The following is a 16722-nucleotide window of genomic DNA, read 5'->3' as shown; positions in this document are numbered from 1 at the left end:
ATATATTATAATATTGTAATAGAGAATATGAATGTGAAAGAAAACTAAAATACCTCAAAAGATTTAAAATATATATAAATCTTTTGAGGTGAAAGTTTATAATACAAATAAAATGAATATTAAAGAAAAACATTTTAAACTGCTATCATAGCTAAAATTTTCTTAAATAAAATTGGCTTAATACTATCTATATCTGTAGGTTCTTTTAAAATTATAGTTGTAAAGCAAACACTTCCAACAAGCTCTATAATCATAAATAAAGTCATTTCGGCTTCCTCTTTTTTCATTCCTTCATTAGTTAAATTTTTTATGAAAATATCTAAAACTCTTTTGAAATCATCATATTCCGCTGGGGTCATTATAGCTTTTCGATATAATCCCCAGGATATATTTTTATTTATTAGTTTTAATAGTGATACATTATGATTTAAATAGTTGATTATGTAATCTATAAAAAATAATGTTCTTTCTCTAAAGTCCTCACTTCCTAAACTATTTGTTTTGGATAAAGCTTCTTTTATTATTTCATTGCTCTTTTGAAGAATTAATTTATTTAAAATATCATATTTATCACTAAAATATAAATAAAAAGTGCCTTTAGCAACACCAGCATTTTTTACAATATCGTCAATTGAAGTTTTTTCTATTCCATTTTCAAGAAATAAATCAAATGCTGATGAAAACAACTCTTTTTCTTTTAGTTGTTTTTTCTTTTTAGTAAAACTAATTTTATTATTATTTAAAGTCATTTTCGTCCTCCCCTTAATACTCTAATTTTATTATAAAGCAAATTAAATAATAATCAAAATTTTATGTCATTAAGTGATGCAACTTACAGATTTTTAGTGAAATAAAAAAATTATAAGGATTTGATCATAAACTAATATACTGAAGAATTCTTATATATCTGTTAGCTTAAATTGCTATAAGTCATATAAAATAGTATAATTAGTTAAGAAAGTCTACACCTTTGAAGAAAGTGCGCCTATATAAAAGTGCGAAGCTCAGCTAAAAACTTATTAAGCACAATACGGAACTTATTGAGCACAACTAAGAATTTTTAATAGTGCCATTTGATTTTTTTATTTTGGCATATGAAGGTGTCTTTGATTTTCAGTCAAACTACTGGAGGATAATAAATGATTGTTTTAAGTTGTAAAAATATATGTAAAAGTTATGGAATAGATATTATTTTAAAGGGCATAACATTTTCAATTAATGAAGGTGATAAAGTTGGAATAATAGGCTCAAATGGAGAGGGGAAAACTACTTTATTTAAGATACTCTCAAAAGAACTTACTCAAGATGATGGAGAAGTTTTTATAGATAAAAATAAGTCTTTAGGGTACCTTGCTCAGCATTTAGCATTAGAGTCAAGTAATACAATTTATGATGAAATGTTACTTGTATTTGAAGATCTTATAAATTTGGAAAAGAAAATTTTGGATTTAGAAATTAAAATGAATGAACCTTATGACGAAAATAATGCATCTTATCATGAAAAGATTATAAAAGACTATGGAACATCTCAAGACCTCTATCAGAATAGAGGTGGATATACTTATAAAGGAGAAATATCTCGTGTAATTAAAGGACTTGGATTTATAGAAGAAGATTTTAATAAATTAATTTCGACTTTAAGTGGAGGTCAAAAAACTAGAGTTGCTCTTTGTAAGCTCTTGCTTTTAAAACCAGATATATTATTACTAGATGAGCCTACTAACCATTTAGATTTAGAGGCAATAGAATGGCTTGAAGAATATTTAAAAACTTATAAAGGAACTGTAATAGTAATTTCCCATGATAGATTTTTCTTGGATTCTGTAACAACAGCTACATTTCAAGTTATAAATGGGCACGTTAATTGTTATAATGCGCCTTATACTAAAGCTTTAGAGCTAATGAAAAAGGATCAAGAAACTAAATTAAAAGCTTATAATCTTCAACAAGCGGAGATAAAAAGGCAGGAAGCAATAATAGAAAAATTTAGATCTTTTAACAGGGAAAAGAGCATAAAAGCTGCTGAAAGTAGAGAAAAGGCACTTGATAAAATTGAAATTATAGAAGCACCAGATAAAGAAAAAGCTGCATCCAAAATTAAATTTGAAGCATCAGTTAAAAGTGGATATGATGTGCTGCATATTGAAAAGTTAGCTAAAAGCTATGGTGATAAGAAGCTATTTCATGATTTATCATTTGATTTAAAAAGAGGAGAAAAAATAGCCTTAATAGGTGAAAATGGTCGTGGTAAGACAACATTGTTCAATATAATAATGGACAGAATTAAAAGTGATTCGGGTGTAAAAGTATTAGGGGTAAATGTAAATGTTGGTTATTATGATCAAGAACAATCAAATCTTAATCAAGATAAAACAATATTAAATGAAGTGTGGGATGATTTTCCAGAACTAACTACAAGTCAGTTAAGAGGATACCTTGGTTCATTCCTATTTAGAGGTGATGATGTTTTTAAAGAAATAAACAAGTTAAGTGGTGGGGAAAAATGTAGGATAAACCTTTTGAAATTAATGTTATCAAAATCTAATTTACTTCTTTTAGATGAACCTACAAATCATTTAGATATTCCATCTAGAGAAGCTCTTGAAGAATCAATATTAAGTTATGATGGTACATTAATTGTAATTTCTCATGATAGATATTTCTTAAATAAAGTAATTAATAGAATATTAGAATTACAAGAAGATGGAGCATCTGAATATCTTGGTAATTATACATATTACACTGAAAAGAAAAAAAATCCTCAAAGATTTGAAGCTTATGAAGGTTTAGCTACAGGAAAAACTAAAACTCAGTTAAATGAAGAAAAGAAGAAGAAAAAAGCCTTAGATAAAGAAGCTAAAGCAAAGCAAAATGAAATTAAGAATATAGAAAATAAAATAAGTGCAAGTGAAGAAACACTTACAAAATTACAAGAGGAACTTTGTAAAGAGGAAATTTATTCTAATCCAATTGAAAGTGAAAGAGTAAATAAAGAAATAAAAGCTATTGAAGAAGCTATAGAAAAACTTTATGAAGAATGGGAAGAGATTTCAGAGTAATATTAGAAGATATAATTAAAGTAAAATTTGTATGGGAAATTTTAAAGCTAGAGTAAAAGCGTATAATATTTTTACTCTAGCTTTTTTGTTGTTTTTCAGTTCAAATGATATATATTTTATAAAATATTAAGAATTACTAGTAAAATTATTAAGGTATTTGAGTTAAAATGAATTTATAATAAATTTAATAGAGGAGATGGCATTATTGGAAAAAGGAACTATTTTAATTGTTGATGATGAAAAGGAAATAAGGGATTTAGTTGATATATATCTTAAAAGTGATGGCTATAATACTATAAAAGCTTGTGATGGATTAGAGGCTATTAATATTCTTGAAAAAAATGAAGTGGATTTAATAATTTTAGATGTTATGATGCCAAATTTAAATGGAATAGAAACTTGTTTAAAAATAAGAGAAATCAGAGAAATGCCTATAATAATGTTATCTGCTAAAAGTGAAGATATAGATAAAATATTGGGTCTAAACATGGGAGCAGATGATTATTTAACAAAGCCATTTAATCCATTAGAGCTTGTTGCAAGAGTAAAGTCTCAACTTAGAAGATTTTATAAGTTTAACAAAAAAGCAGATCTGTCAGTAGAGGATAATAAAAATATAATACAAATAGAAGATTTGATTATAAACTTAGAAACACATGAAGTATCATTAGGAGATAATTTTTTAAAACTTACTCCCACTGAATTTGATATCTTATCATTGCTTTCACAAAGCCGTGGGAAAGTATTTTCTATAGAAAATATCTATGAAAGTGTTTGGAATCAAGAATTTATGACTTCAGATAATACTGTTATGGTACACATAAGAAAAATAAGAGAAAAGATAGAGGAGGATCCAAGAAATCCTAGATTTATAAAAACAGTTTGGGGGGTAGGATATAAAATTGAAAAATAGCAAGAAAAGAAATAATATAAATTTTAAAAGCAGAGCTAGTGCTCCCATATTACAATATATTGAAGACTTGGTTAGTTATATAAAGGAGAAGATTGAAAAGAGTATCAGATTTGAACTTATGATGGTTATTGGAATATGCTTTTTAATATCATTTATCTTTTATAGCTTTACTAATAATATTTTAAAACAGGAATATACAGAATCAAAAATAACTTATGATTATGATTCGATTGAAAGATCAGCTAGTGATTTAGCAAAACAAATTGAATTAGAAGAAAATTTGACTTTAAAAGATAATGATAAGATCAATGAAATCTTATCTAATGTATCAAATGGAGATAAGAGCTATATAACTGATTTAGATGGAAAAGTGTTATATAAAACTTCAAATGTAGTTGAAGAAAACATTGATATTTATAGTGCATTAAAAAGTGCTATGACAAATGTAAAATATGAGAAGGTTGGAGTTGTTAAAGAAAAAAATTATATAATGCCACTAAAAGTAGGAAGTGAAAGGATTTATTTGATCTATTCAAAAATTCCGGAAGCAAATATAACATATACTACTATTAATAGAGATTACTCTTCATTAGCATTAATTCTTACAGTTATAGTTTTTATAGTTTCCTTTGTTGTTATAACAAATAATAAAATGAAGTATTTGGATGAGATTGCAACGGGTCTTAAAATAATAGCAAGTGGAAATCTTAATTATAGAATAGAAGAAAAAGGTACAGATGAAATTAGAAATATAGCATACAATATAAATTATATGGCTAAAGAAATAGGGGAAAAGATTAATGCAGAAAGAGATGCAGAAAAGACAAAAACAGATTTAATAACTAATGTTTCTCATGACTTAAGAACTCCATTAACTTCTGTTATGGGATATTTAGGACTTGTAATTCAGCATAGGTATAAAGATGAAGAAGAAATGAAAGAATATTTAAATATAGCCTTTAGCAAAGCAGAAAGGTTAAAATTATTAATTGAAGATTTATTTGAATATACTAAGTTAAATAATAATGGTATAACTTTAACAAAAACTAAGGTTAATTTAGCAGAATTTTTATCCCAATTAATAGAAGAATTAACACCAATGCTTGACGAAAATAAATTAAATGTATATAAAAAATTTGAGTCAGAAAAAATATCAGTTGTAATAGATACACTAAAAATGCTAAGAGTATTTGAAAATCTAATAACAAATGCAATAAAATATTCATATAAGCCAGGAGAAATATTAATAGGATTATATGAAAAAGATAATACTGCAATTGTAGTATTTAGAAATAAAGGAGATCATCTATCAAAGGAAAAAGCAGAAAAATTATTTGATAGATTTTATAGATTAGATGAATCAAGGAATACTAATACCGGAGGATCAGGGCTTGGTCTTGCAATCTCAAAGAATATAGTAGAATTGCATGAAGGCAAGATATGGGCTGAATCAATAGGTGATAATATAAGTTTTTATGTACAATTAAACCTATAATTAATTTATTAATTATAGGTACTTTTTTTGAGATAAATTAATATTTATATTATAGAAGTATTTTTTATTTGGAGGAATTATGCAAGATAAAAACCCTAATAGTCGTTTTGGCATAGATATAAATGAGTATACTCAAAATGTTCAATTTAATATATTAGCAACTAAAATTGACTTTTTATATTTAAGATCTTCTGGTTCAGCAACAGGAAGGTTTAGAGTAGACAGGAAATTTTTAGAGTTTGCAGAAGCTAGTAGAAATTACGGAATTCCAGTTGGAGCATATCATTTTGGATTACCATCGTATGATTTAACAGATGCTGACAGACAATGTGATGAATTTATAAATATACTACAAGATGGTTTTGGAGATAAGGATTATGGAGATTTATTTCCTGTCCTAGATATAGAAGCACCAGGAAATAAGTCAATAAGTACAAAGGTATTAATTGATTGGATTGATAGATTTAGAAAAAGATTTGAGAGAAAAACTAGAAGAAGACTTATGCTTTATACAGGGGTAAATTTTATAGAGCTTTATGATAATTTTTACATTCCAGGACGTGGTTATCCATTAAGAAATATGCCATTATGGATTGCTATGTATCTAAAGATTCCCCAAAATCCAAGAGTACCACCAAATGTTGGAGGATGGACTCGATGGAGAGTTTGGCAGTATAGTGAAGATCAAAATGTTGAAGGTGTTGGAAATCCTGTTGATGCTAATTGGGGACCAGATAATCTAGATTTATTAACTCAACCTGATATTGTTACAGGATTTCAAGCGCGATTTGAAAATGAGAACATATATGCTTCTTGGAATAGAAATAGCGATATAGATCTGCTTGGATATAATATTTTTGTAAATAAAGAATGGGTAGGTACAGTTGATGAGAATGCTACAAGTTATTTAATAACTAGAGATAAGATAAAATTAAAAAAGAATGTACCTATAGAAGTGTCAATTGAAGCTTTTGATTATGATGGAGAAACCTCAAAAGCACGTGCAAAAGCAAATCTATAAAACAAAATTAAAATCATATTCTAGCTTTATATGTAATAATATTACTATCATATAATAGTTAGAATATGATATAATAAAAACATTGATGACAATTTAGGAATAATGTAAATTGCAATCAATATAGTGTCTAAAACAGTAATAACATATAAGAATTTTAAACTAAAACACAAATTTCCTGAAAGGAGAAGAGCAAGTGGAAAAAGGTACTGGCAAAAGAACGCAAGCGGCTAAAAGAGCTGCTAATAAAAGAAAGAAGATTACACTGGTAATATCAGCATTGATAATAATAAGCATTATTTCGATGTCTGCATATTCAGTATCAATAAAAGGTATAACTAAAGAGTGGGATAATAAAATATATCCAGGCGTAACTGTGCAAGATGTAAATCTTGGTGGTATGACTAAGGAAGAAGCAAAAATTAAACTTACTGAAACATTTAATGATGCAATAGAAAAGAAAAAAATGCCTATATCAATAGGGGACAAGCAATACGAATTTATTTATTCTGATATAATGCCTAAATATGATATTGATGGAACCGTTGAAAAAGCTTATAGCTTTGGAAGAGATGACGGAATTTTAGAAAAGTATATAATTATAAAAAATGGTGATAATAAAAAAAATGAAATTACATTAGATTTTTCTTATAATGAAGAAAAATTAAAAGAATATGAAACAAAGTTGCAAAAAGAGGTTACTCAAACTGCTAAGGATGCTTCAATTAATATAGAAGGGAATAATATTGCAGTTAAACCAGGAATAGAAGGAAAAACAGTAAATTTAGACACGTTAGATCAAAAGTTAAAAGAAAATATAAATGGTGAAATTAATTCTGAAAATAGAGTAACAATAGATGTAGAAACAACAAAACCAAGAGTAACAAAGGATGATTTATCAAAAATTAAAGGAATAATGGGTACTTTTACATCAAATTATTCTACATCTGCACCAGGAAGATGCAATAACATAGAAATATCAACGGCTGCAATAAATGGAACTATAATTATGCCAGGAGAAATTTTTAGTTTTAATGAGGTTGTAGGTCCTAGAACTGTAGAAAGAGGTTATCAAGAGGCAGGAACATATGTAGGTAATAAAGTAGAACCAGGTATTGGTGGTGGAATATGTCAAGTATCTACTGCACTTTATAGAGCTGCAATGAAAGCTAATTTAAGATCTGTTGAAAGAACAAATCATTCTATGGTCGTAGGTTATGCTCAACCAGGTCTTGATGCAACAGTTTCTTATGGATATTTGGATTATAAGTTTAAAAATACTTATGATTTTCCACTTTATATTAAGGGAACAACAGCAGGAAAAGTTGTAACGTATATAATATATGGTAATCCGGCTGAGCTAAATGGAAAAACATACGATATGGTAAATGAAGTTCTAGAAACTATACCGCCAGAAACAAAGATTGTACCTGACAATACATTACCAGAAGGAAAAGAAGAAAAAGATGGTGTAGGTATGACTGGGTATAAGGCAAGATCATATCAAATTACTTATGAAAATGGTACTGAAGTAAAGAGGGAGATTATAGCAACAGATAGTTATGCAAGTGTTGGAATTATAGTTAGAAAGGGTACGCAAGCAACAGCAGTACCACCAACTACTACAACACCACCAACAGTTGTAGAACCAGCAGCTACAGTTGAAACACCACCTCCAGTAACACAACCAGCAACGCCATAATAAAAAATATTTGAGTTTAATGAATAGAATAATTAAAATAGTAATTAAAGCATATTCTCCTTAACTGACTAAGTTAAAGAAAATATGCTTTGAATTTCAAAAAGATTGAGAAATTATTAAAATTAATTAATAACTTAGCGGTTATAAGTTTATAATTAGAATTTTGTATTATATAGAAAAATCAATATTTTTGACTTGTTATGAACCATATAGTATAATTTTAAAATGTAAGTATATTGATTTTTATGAATAATAGAAGAAGGTGGAGTTTTGAATTTAAATATAGTATTATACAATCCTGAAATACCACAAAATACTGGTAATGTTGCAAGAACTTGTGTTCTTACAGATAGTAAATTGCATTTAATAAAGCCATTAGGCTTTGATATAAATGAAAAGCAAGTTAAAAGAGCAGGTCTAGATTATTGGAAAGATTTAGACCTGGAAATACATGAAAGCTATGAAGATTTTATGAGTAAATATGGAGATAAAAGGATATTCTTAGCAACTACTCATGGAGGCACTCATTTTGATGAAATTTCCTTTAAAGAAGGAGATTTTATAATGTTTGGAAGAGAAACAAGCGGAGTTCCAGAGAAAGTTCATAACACGCACACTGGACTTAGAGTTCCTATGGTTAAATCAAGTACTAGGAGTCTGAATTTATCAAATACAGTAGCTATAGTAGCCTACGAAGCATTGAGACAAATAGGATTTCCTAATATGAAATAAATGAAGAGGAATGAAGAGATATATGGAAAAGATAAAAATCATAACGGATAGTACGGCTGATTTATCAAAAGAAATATATGATAAGTATGAAATAGAAGTTTTGCCTCTATTAATAAATTTTGGTGAAGAGAGTTATTTAGATGGAGTCGAGATAAATCCAGACAAAGTATTTGAAAGAATAGAAAAGGAAAATATACTTCCAACTACAGCACAAGTAATACCCAATAGATTTATTGAATCATATAAAAAATATTTAAATGAAGGATATAAAATTATATCAATCCATATGTCTTCCGTAATGAGTGGAACGTATCAATCGGCATGTATAGCAAAAGAAGCGCTAGAAACTGAGGAGATAGTTGTTATTGATTCTCAAAATGTTACAGCAGCACTTGGAATTTTAGTTTTAAAAGCTGCTAAACTTAGAGAAAAAGGATATGACATTTTAAAAATGGAGCAAGAATTAAATATAATTAAAGAAAAAATAAGTGTTTCAATTTATTTTGATTCTTTAGAGTATCTTGTCAGAGGTGGGAGAATTTCTAAGACAGCTGGTATGGTTGGCAGTTTGCTTGGAATAAAGTTAATATTGGAAATAAAAGATGGACTTATGGCTGTAAAAGATAAAATTAGAGGAAATAAGAAATCAATAAAAAAAATTATTAATGATTTAGAAAGTGTAACTTTAGATGAGGATATGCCAGTTATATTAATTGATGTAAATAATATTGAAATTAAAGATGCACTTAAAGAGTATATGGAAACTAATAATGTTAATTTTATTGAATGTCCAGTGGGATCTACTGTATGTATACATTCAGGTCCTGGATGTTGCGGATTAGTATTTTTAACTAAATAAATTTATTTGATAATTACAAAATATGTTAGACTAGATTATAGTAGTTTATCTTTAGAAAAAATTTAAGTTGGAATAGTTATAAAATAATAAAATAAAGACATGCTTTAATATTTTTTATTGAAAGTATAGTATTAAAGCATGTTTTAATATATATATTAGAATATGGTGCTAGCAGAAAAGAAGATATAGTTTTGAATTATAGATAGAAAATAACTTAAATATTAAAAATTTTAATAAAATATCTAGAGGTATCATGTGGTGGACTTGCAATGATTGTATAATACAGAGTATACTAAGAGAAAGATTTATTTATTAATGCAATTATCATGAATACGTTTAACTAGCCATGAAGTACAAAAGTATAAGGAGGAGAGTTATGAATTTAGATTATAGCATGAAGATGACTCAAGAACAAAGGCTTATATTAACTCAAAATATGCAGCAATCTATAAAGCTTTTGCAAATGTCACTTCATGATTTAAGGGAATATATTGATAATGAGTATTCAGAGAATCCAGTTTTAGAATTAAATGAGGAAATAACTTCATATGAAGATTTACATAATAATGGAGAAACGAGTACTGAGGATAAATATGATTATAAAAAAATTATTGAAGAGTTATACTCTGATAATTATAAAGAAAAATCAGAAGGAAGTTATTCTAATGAAGAATCGACGTCTCCATTAAATTTTATTGAGAAGAAGATATCGTTAAAAGACTATCTGCAAGAACAATTAGTTGAAGTAGAGGTAGATCAATACACCTTAGGTATATGTAAGTATATAGTTGAGTCATTGGATCATAGAGGATATTTAGAAATTTCAATAGAAGAATTAGCAGAGGAATTGAATATATCAGAAGAAATAGTAGAAAAAGCCTTAAAAATAGTTCAAACATTAGAGCCTTATGGTATTGGTGCTAGAAATATTCAAGAATGCTTAATCATACAAAGTATAAAATTGAATATTTTAGATAATATAATAGAAAAGATAATCTTAAATCACTTAGAAACTATTGCAGAAAATAAATATGAAGTAGTAGGCAAAGACCTTGGAATATCACCAAGAGAAGCTCAAAGATATGGAGATTTAATTAAGAAGTTAGAGCCGAAGCCTTCAAGAGGATTTTATACAGGAGAAGAAGTTAATTATATAATTCCAGATGCTGAAATAAAAAATATCGATGGTGAATTTTTTATATTGATGAATGAAAGTGTTTTACCTAGACTTATGATAAATAAAACTTATAAAGATGTTTTAGAAAATAACGGTGATTCAGAAACAAATGCTTATGTTAAAGATAAAATTAATCAAGCAATGTTTTTAATTAAATCAATAGAACAAAGAAAAAACACTTTACATAAAGTTTTAGAATGTTTAGTTGATAAACAAAAGGATTTTTTTAAGCTGGGTAAGCAGCATATAAAACCATTAACGTTAAAAGAAGTTGCAGAAATTATTAAAGTTCATGAGTCTACTGTAAGTAGAGCTGTTAAGGATAAGTATGTACTAACAAGCTATGGTACTATAAAAATCAAGGATTTATTTGCAAGTGGAGTGTCTTCAAATGATGATGATATGGCAACCATAAAAATAAAAAATGAAATAAAGAAAATAATTAATGATGAAAATAAAGGAAAACCTTTTTCGGATCAAGTGATAAGTGATATTTTAGCAAAAAAAAATATGAATATTTCGCGTAGAACAGTTGCAAAATATAGAGAAGAACTAGGAATTAAATCTTCTTCTATGAGAAAAAGGTTATAAATAATTTAGTCAAGTAGAGTTGATAATGTGCAGGGGAAAATCAATAAAAGTGGAATTGATTTCGAAAATTTGGTGAAAAATGAAGAATTCGAAATAGAAATTTTGATTTAATCTGTACATTATTAACCTTAAATTACCAAAAAAATAAATTATAAGTTATTGTATAAAATTACAAAAAAGTTTGTTAATAATTGATTTTACTAGGCTTTTTTTGTTTTTCTTGAAATAATATAAAAAAATTTTCCTTAAAGACTTTAAAAATTCAAAAAGGTGTTCTATAATAATAGATGTGGGACATAATAAAAAGATGCGGGACACTTAGTGACCAAAGGAGTGTTTAAGTTGCAGGAAATATTAGAATTGCAAAAAAAAATAGTTCCTGAGCTTGTAAATACGTTAGAGAAAAGGTATAACGTACTCAGAACAATCTGTCATAATCAACCTATAGGAAGAAGAATCCTTGCAGAAATGCTGACCCTTGGTGAAAGAACAGTAAGGACAGAAATAGGTTTTTTAAAAGATCAAGGATTGATTGAGATAAATGCTTCTGGAATGACAGTTACAAGTGAAGGAATAGAAATTATATATAAATTAAATGATTTTATTCATGAAATAAAAGGTCTTTCAGAAGTTGAAAAGAAAATAGAAACTTTTCTTAATTTGAAAAAAGTAATCGTAGTCCCAGGAGATATTGAAGAGAATCCTTTAGTATTAAAGGATTTAGGTAAAGCTTGTGCAAATTATGTAAAAGATGTTTTAGAAGATAATTCTATTATAGCGTTAACAGGTGGAAGCACACTAAAAGAAGTTGTGGAAGCTTTCCCTAAAATAACAAGCTTATCAAAAATTCAAGTAGTACCAGCAAGAGGCGGTATGGGAAAAAAGGTTGAAACACAAGCAAATACTCTAGCTGCTACCCTAGCACAAAAGCTAAATGGTACATACAAGATGCTTCATATTTCTGAAAACTTAAGTTTAGATATAATAGATACCTTGCTTAAGGAAGAAGCTGTTAGAGCAGTGATAGATACTATACACAAAGCAGATATATTAATCTATGGTATAGGAAATGCTGTTCAGATGGCAAAGAAAAGAGGCGTTCCACAGCTAGAAATAAACAATTTGATTAGTCAAGGTGCTGTTGGAGAAGCATTTGGATGTTATTTTAACAAAGACTCAGAAATAATTTCAGAAACTACCGCTGTTGGAATTAAAATCAATGAAGCAAGAAAAATAAAAACACATATTGCAGTAGCAGGTGGGCAAAATAAAGTTGAGTCTATAATATCAACTGAATTTAATGACATAAATGGAGTGTTAGTTACAGATGAGGCAACTGCCTATGGAATACTAAAAAGACTAGATAAATAAATTCAGTTATTAAAGTAGTTTGTAAAATTTATTTTTATAAAAAAAAGAAAAACATTATTAGGAGGTAATTGTAATGGTAAACGTAGCAATTAATGGTTTTGGAAGAATAGGTAGATTGGCTTTAAGATTAATGATCAACAACCCTGAATTTAATGTGGTTGCAATCAATGACTTAACAGATGCTAAAATGTTAGCTCACTTATTCAAATATGATTCAGCTCAAGGTAAATTCGATGGAGAAATCGAAGTTAAAGAAGGAGCTTTCGTAGTAAATGGAAAGGAAATCAAAGTTACTGCTGATTCTAATCCAGCAAACTTACCTTGGGGAGCATTAAACGTAGATATCGTTTTAGAATGTACTGGTTTCTTTGCAACAAAGGCAAAAGCTTCAGCTCATATCGAAGCAGGTGCTAAGAAAGTTGTTATTTCAGCTCCAGCTGGAAACGACCTTCCAACAGTAGTATTTAACGTAAACCACGATATATTAAAAGCAGAAGATACAGTTATTTCAGGTGCTTCATGTACTACTAACTGTTTAGCTCCATTTGCTAAAGTATTAAGTGATAAATTTGGATTAACAAAAGGTTTCATGACTACAATCCATTCTTATACTAACGATCAAAATACTTTAGATGCTCCACACAGAAATGGTGACTTAAGAAGAGCTAGAGCTGCTGCAGCTTCAATCATCCCTAACTCAACTGGTGCTGCTAAAGCTATCGGGTTAGTTATCCCAGAATTATCAGGAAAATTAGATGGAGGAGCTCAAAGAGTTCCAACAATCACTGGTTCATTAACTGAATTAGTTTGTACTTTAGATAAGAAAGTAAGTGCAGAAGAAATTAATGCTGCTATGAAGGCTGCTGCAACTGAATCTTTCGGATATACTGAAGATCCAATAGTTTCTTGTGATATTATAGGAAGCAGCTTCGGATCATTATTCGATGCTACACAAACTAAGGTTATGGAAGTTAATGGAGAACAATTAGTTAAAGTAGCTTCTTGGTACGATAACGAAATGTCATACACTAACCAATTAATCAGAACTTTAGGATACTTCGCTAACTTAAAGTAATTTGAATTAATCTAATTTAAACATAACGCGCAAATTTATGTTAAAAAGAATAAGTCTGGTTTTGTAGTATAAGGCTATAAAGCCAGACTATTTTAAAATATTCGTAAAAATAAATTTATGAGGTGAATTTTAATGGATTTCAATAAGAAAACAATTGAAGATATCGATGTAAATGGAAAGAAAGTTTTAGTTAGATGTGACTTTAACGTACCATTAAAAGATGGAGTTATAACTGACGAGAATAGATTAGTTGGAGCACTTCCAACTATAAAATATTTAGTAGAGCATAATGCAAAGGTTATTCTTTGTTCACATTTAGGGAAAGATGCTTCAAAATCATTAGCTCCAGTAGCTACAAGATTAACTGAAATGCTAGGTAAAGAAGTTGTTTTTGCTAGAGATGAAGAAGTTGTTGGTAAAAACGCTAAAAAAGCTGTTGCTGATATGAAAGATGGAGACATCGTATTATTAGAAAACACTAGATGCAGAAAAGAAGAAACTAAGAATATTGCAGATTTCTCTAAAGAATTAGCTTCATTAGCTGACGTATTTGTTAATGATGCATTTGGAACAGCACATAGAGCTCACTGTTCAACAGTTGGAGTTACTGATTATCTTGATACAGCTGTATGCGGATACTTAATTCAAAAAGAATTGAAATTCTTAGGAAATGCTGTTGAAAGCCCAGTAAGACCATTTGTTGCTATCTTAGGTGGAGCAAAGGTTTCTGACAAAATTGCTGTTATAAACAATCTTTTAGATAAAGTTAACACAATTATTATTGGTGGTGGAATGGCTTACACATTCTTAAAAGCTCAAGGATATGAAATCGGAACTTCATTAGTTGAAGAAGACAGACTTGACTATGCTAAAGAGATGGTTGCTAAAGCTGAAGAAAAAGGTGTTAAATTCTTATTACCAGTAGATCATAGAGTTGCTACAGAATTCAAAGATGTTGAAGCTGTAGTTACAGAAGATCAAAATATTCCAACTGGAAGCATGGGATTAGATATTGGACCAAAGACAGAAGCTTTATATGCGGATGCTGTTAAAGATGCTAAAACTGTAATATGGAATGGACCAATGGGTGTATTTGAATTCGAAAACTACAATAAGGGAACAGTTGCAGTAGCTAAAGCTATGGCAGATGCAGATGCAACTACTATAATTGGTGGTGGAGATTCAGCTGCTGCTGTGAATATCTTAGGATTCGGAGATAAAATGACTCATATCTCAACTGGTGGTGGAGCATCATTAGAATTCTTAGAAGGTAAAGTGTTACCAGGAATTGAAGCATTAAACAATTAATTTTAATATAAAAATATAAATTTAAAATTAATTATATTAATAAGATAAATGCTTAAATTAAACAAATAAAATAGTAATTACTAAAAAGAATATATTAGAGAAATTATATATTGATATAAAAGATAATGTCTCTAAACATTGAAGAAGCTTTCGGCCAAAAGCTTCTTTGGTTTGTTATTTTATTTCATTTGGTTTATTAAAATTTTAATTATGAGGTGGATATAATGAGAAAAGCAATTATTGCTGGAAACTGGAAAATGAACAAAACTGTTGATGAAGCAGTTAAAATGGTAGAAGAATTAAAACCATTGGTTAAAGATGCTACATGTGATGTAGTTGTATGTCCTACTTTTGTATGTTTAGATGCTGTTAAAAAAGCTGTAATTGGGTCAAACATAAAGGTTGCTGCACAAAATATGCACTTTGAAGAAAGTGGAGCATTTACAGGAGAAGTTTCTCCAGGAATGTTAGAAGCTATGGGAATTGAATATGTTGTTTTAGGACACAGTGAAAGAAGAGAATATTTCAATGAAACTGATGAAGCATTAAACAAAAAAGTTAAAAAAGCTTTTGAACACAACATTACTCCAATTCTTTGTTGTGGAGAGTCTTTAGAACAAAGAGAAAATGGAACTACTAATACAGTTATAGAAGCTCAAATAAAAGTTGATATAGCTGGATTAACTAATGAACAAGTAGAAAAACTTGTTATTGCTTATGAACCAATTTGGGCAATAGGAACAGGTAAAACTGCTACTGATGAACAAGCTAATGAAACAATTAAAGCAATAAGAACTATGGTTGCTGAAATGTATGGAGAAGTTGCTGATAAAGTAAGAATTCAATATGGTGGATCAGTTAAACCAAACACAATAAAAGCTCAAATGGAAATGTCTGATATAGATGGAGCATTAGTTGGTGGAGCTAGCTTAGTTGCATCCGATTTTTCTTCAATAGTCAATTATTAATAAACATAAATACTAAAACAAAAGATTAAAAATAGGTTAAATTGAACTAAATTGCAAAAGTAAACAACTACTTAGTAATTTAGTTCAATTTTTTGTAGACAGTTAATAATATTTATGGTAAATTATTCAATAGAGGTTAATAATATTAAAAAGTGGTTAAATTTATTTATAATCATATAAATAAATTTATAAATACAACAAATAATCTAACGTTTAGTGGAATGATTAAACAAATTTTTATGATAAATTTATTAATAAATCATTAATTTATATATTTTTCATAAATTAATAATGGCAATTATGCAAGCGATTGCGAAGAAGAAGTTTTTATTTTTATATTTGTATAAATGAAATATAAAATTTAGGTTTATATAGTCAAACAAGTTATAATGCAAAATGCTGATTTGCTTTGTTCATTGTTGTTTTACTTTTCAAGGGAGATATTTTAGGTTCT

13 protein-coding genes are annotated in these 16722 nt (G+C 28.2%); 12 read left to right on the top strand and 1 reads right to left on the bottom strand.

Features of this window, described 5'->3' with window-relative positions; translation table 11 throughout:
* Positions 1-134: 134 nt before the first annotated feature.
* Positions 135-749: a TetR/AcrR family transcriptional regulator gene (locus tag CLPUN_RS19660; RefSeq protein WP_077848936.1), complete on the bottom strand. Its 615-nt coding sequence runs from the start codon at positions 747-749 to the stop codon at positions 135-137.
* A 390-nt stretch (positions 750-1139) separates the two neighbouring features.
* Between CLPUN_RS19660 and CLPUN_RS19655 the strand changes: the two genes are divergently transcribed.
* The 12 genes from CLPUN_RS19655 to tpiA all read left to right on the top strand — a co-directional run bounded on the left by CLPUN_RS19655 (position 1140) and on the right by tpiA (position 16268).
* Complete coding sequence (locus CLPUN_RS19655) at positions 1140-3059, top strand: ABC-F family ATP-binding cassette domain-containing protein (protein ID WP_077848935.1); 1920 nt, start codon at positions 1140-1142, stop codon at positions 3057-3059.
* 205 nt (positions 3060-3264) lie between these two features.
* Positions 3265-3972 (top strand): response regulator transcription factor, encoded by a 708-nt coding sequence (locus tag CLPUN_RS19650; protein WP_077848934.1) that lies wholly within the window; start codon positions 3265-3267, stop codon positions 3970-3972.
* Complete coding sequence (locus CLPUN_RS19645; RefSeq protein WP_077848933.1) at positions 3962-5467, top strand: sensor histidine kinase; 1506 nt, start codon at positions 3962-3964, stop codon at positions 5465-5467. The genes CLPUN_RS19650 and CLPUN_RS19645 overlap by 11 nt, the downstream gene beginning before the upstream one ends.
* A 79-nt stretch (positions 5468-5546) precedes the next feature.
* Positions 5547-6488, top strand: coding sequence for a glycoside hydrolase family 25 protein (locus tag CLPUN_RS19640; protein WP_077848932.1), 942 nt, complete (start codon positions 5547-5549; stop codon positions 6486-6488).
* A 193-nt stretch (positions 6489-6681) separates the two neighbouring features.
* Entirely contained in the window at positions 6682-8187 is a 1506-nt protein-coding gene (locus tag CLPUN_RS19635; protein ID WP_077848931.1) for a VanW family protein, read from the top strand.
* A gap of 270 nt (positions 8188-8457) precedes the next feature.
* Positions 8458-8919, top strand: coding sequence for a tRNA (cytidine(34)-2'-O)-methyltransferase (locus CLPUN_RS19630; protein WP_077848930.1), 462 nt, complete (start codon positions 8458-8460; stop codon positions 8917-8919).
* 22 nt (positions 8920-8941) lie between these two features.
* Complete coding sequence (locus CLPUN_RS19625) at positions 8942-9778, top strand: DegV family protein (protein ID WP_077848929.1); 837 nt, start codon at positions 8942-8944, stop codon at positions 9776-9778.
* A gap of 376 nt (positions 9779-10154) precedes the next feature.
* Positions 10155-11546: an RNA polymerase factor sigma-54 gene (rpoN, locus tag CLPUN_RS19620; protein ID WP_077848928.1), complete on the top strand. Its 1392-nt coding sequence runs from the start codon at positions 10155-10157 to the stop codon at positions 11544-11546.
* Positions 11547-11888: 342 nt separating this feature from the next.
* Positions 11889-12917 carry a sugar-binding transcriptional regulator gene (locus CLPUN_RS19615; RefSeq protein ID WP_423237311.1) on the top strand — a complete coding sequence of 343 codons (1029 nt, stop codon included), beginning with the start codon at positions 11889-11891 and terminating at the stop codon, positions 12915-12917.
* Positions 12918-12990: 73 nt separating this feature from the next.
* Positions 12991-13992, top strand: a complete 1002-nt coding sequence (gene gap, locus CLPUN_RS19610) for a type I glyceraldehyde-3-phosphate dehydrogenase (protein WP_077848926.1) — start codon at positions 12991-12993, stop codon at positions 13990-13992.
* Positions 13993-14124: 132 nt separating this feature from the next.
* A complete protein-coding gene (locus CLPUN_RS19605; RefSeq protein ID WP_077848925.1) occupies positions 14125-15300 on the top strand; it encodes a phosphoglycerate kinase in 1176 nt (391 codons plus the stop codon).
* Positions 15301-15524: 224 nt separating this feature from the next.
* Positions 15525-16268 carry a triose-phosphate isomerase gene (tpiA, locus tag CLPUN_RS19600; RefSeq protein WP_077848924.1) on the top strand — a complete coding sequence of 248 codons (744 nt, stop codon included), beginning with the start codon at positions 15525-15527 and terminating at the stop codon, positions 16266-16268.
* The last annotated feature ends 454 nt before the right edge of the window (positions 16269-16722 follow it).

Source organism: Clostridium puniceum, assembly GCF_002006345.1.
GTDB classification, from domain to species: Bacteria; Bacillota; Clostridia; order Clostridiales; family Clostridiaceae; genus Clostridium; species Clostridium puniceum.
The sequence above is the reverse complement of the archived record's forward strand: the minus strand, read 5'-3'. Positions and strand labels throughout refer to the sequence as shown.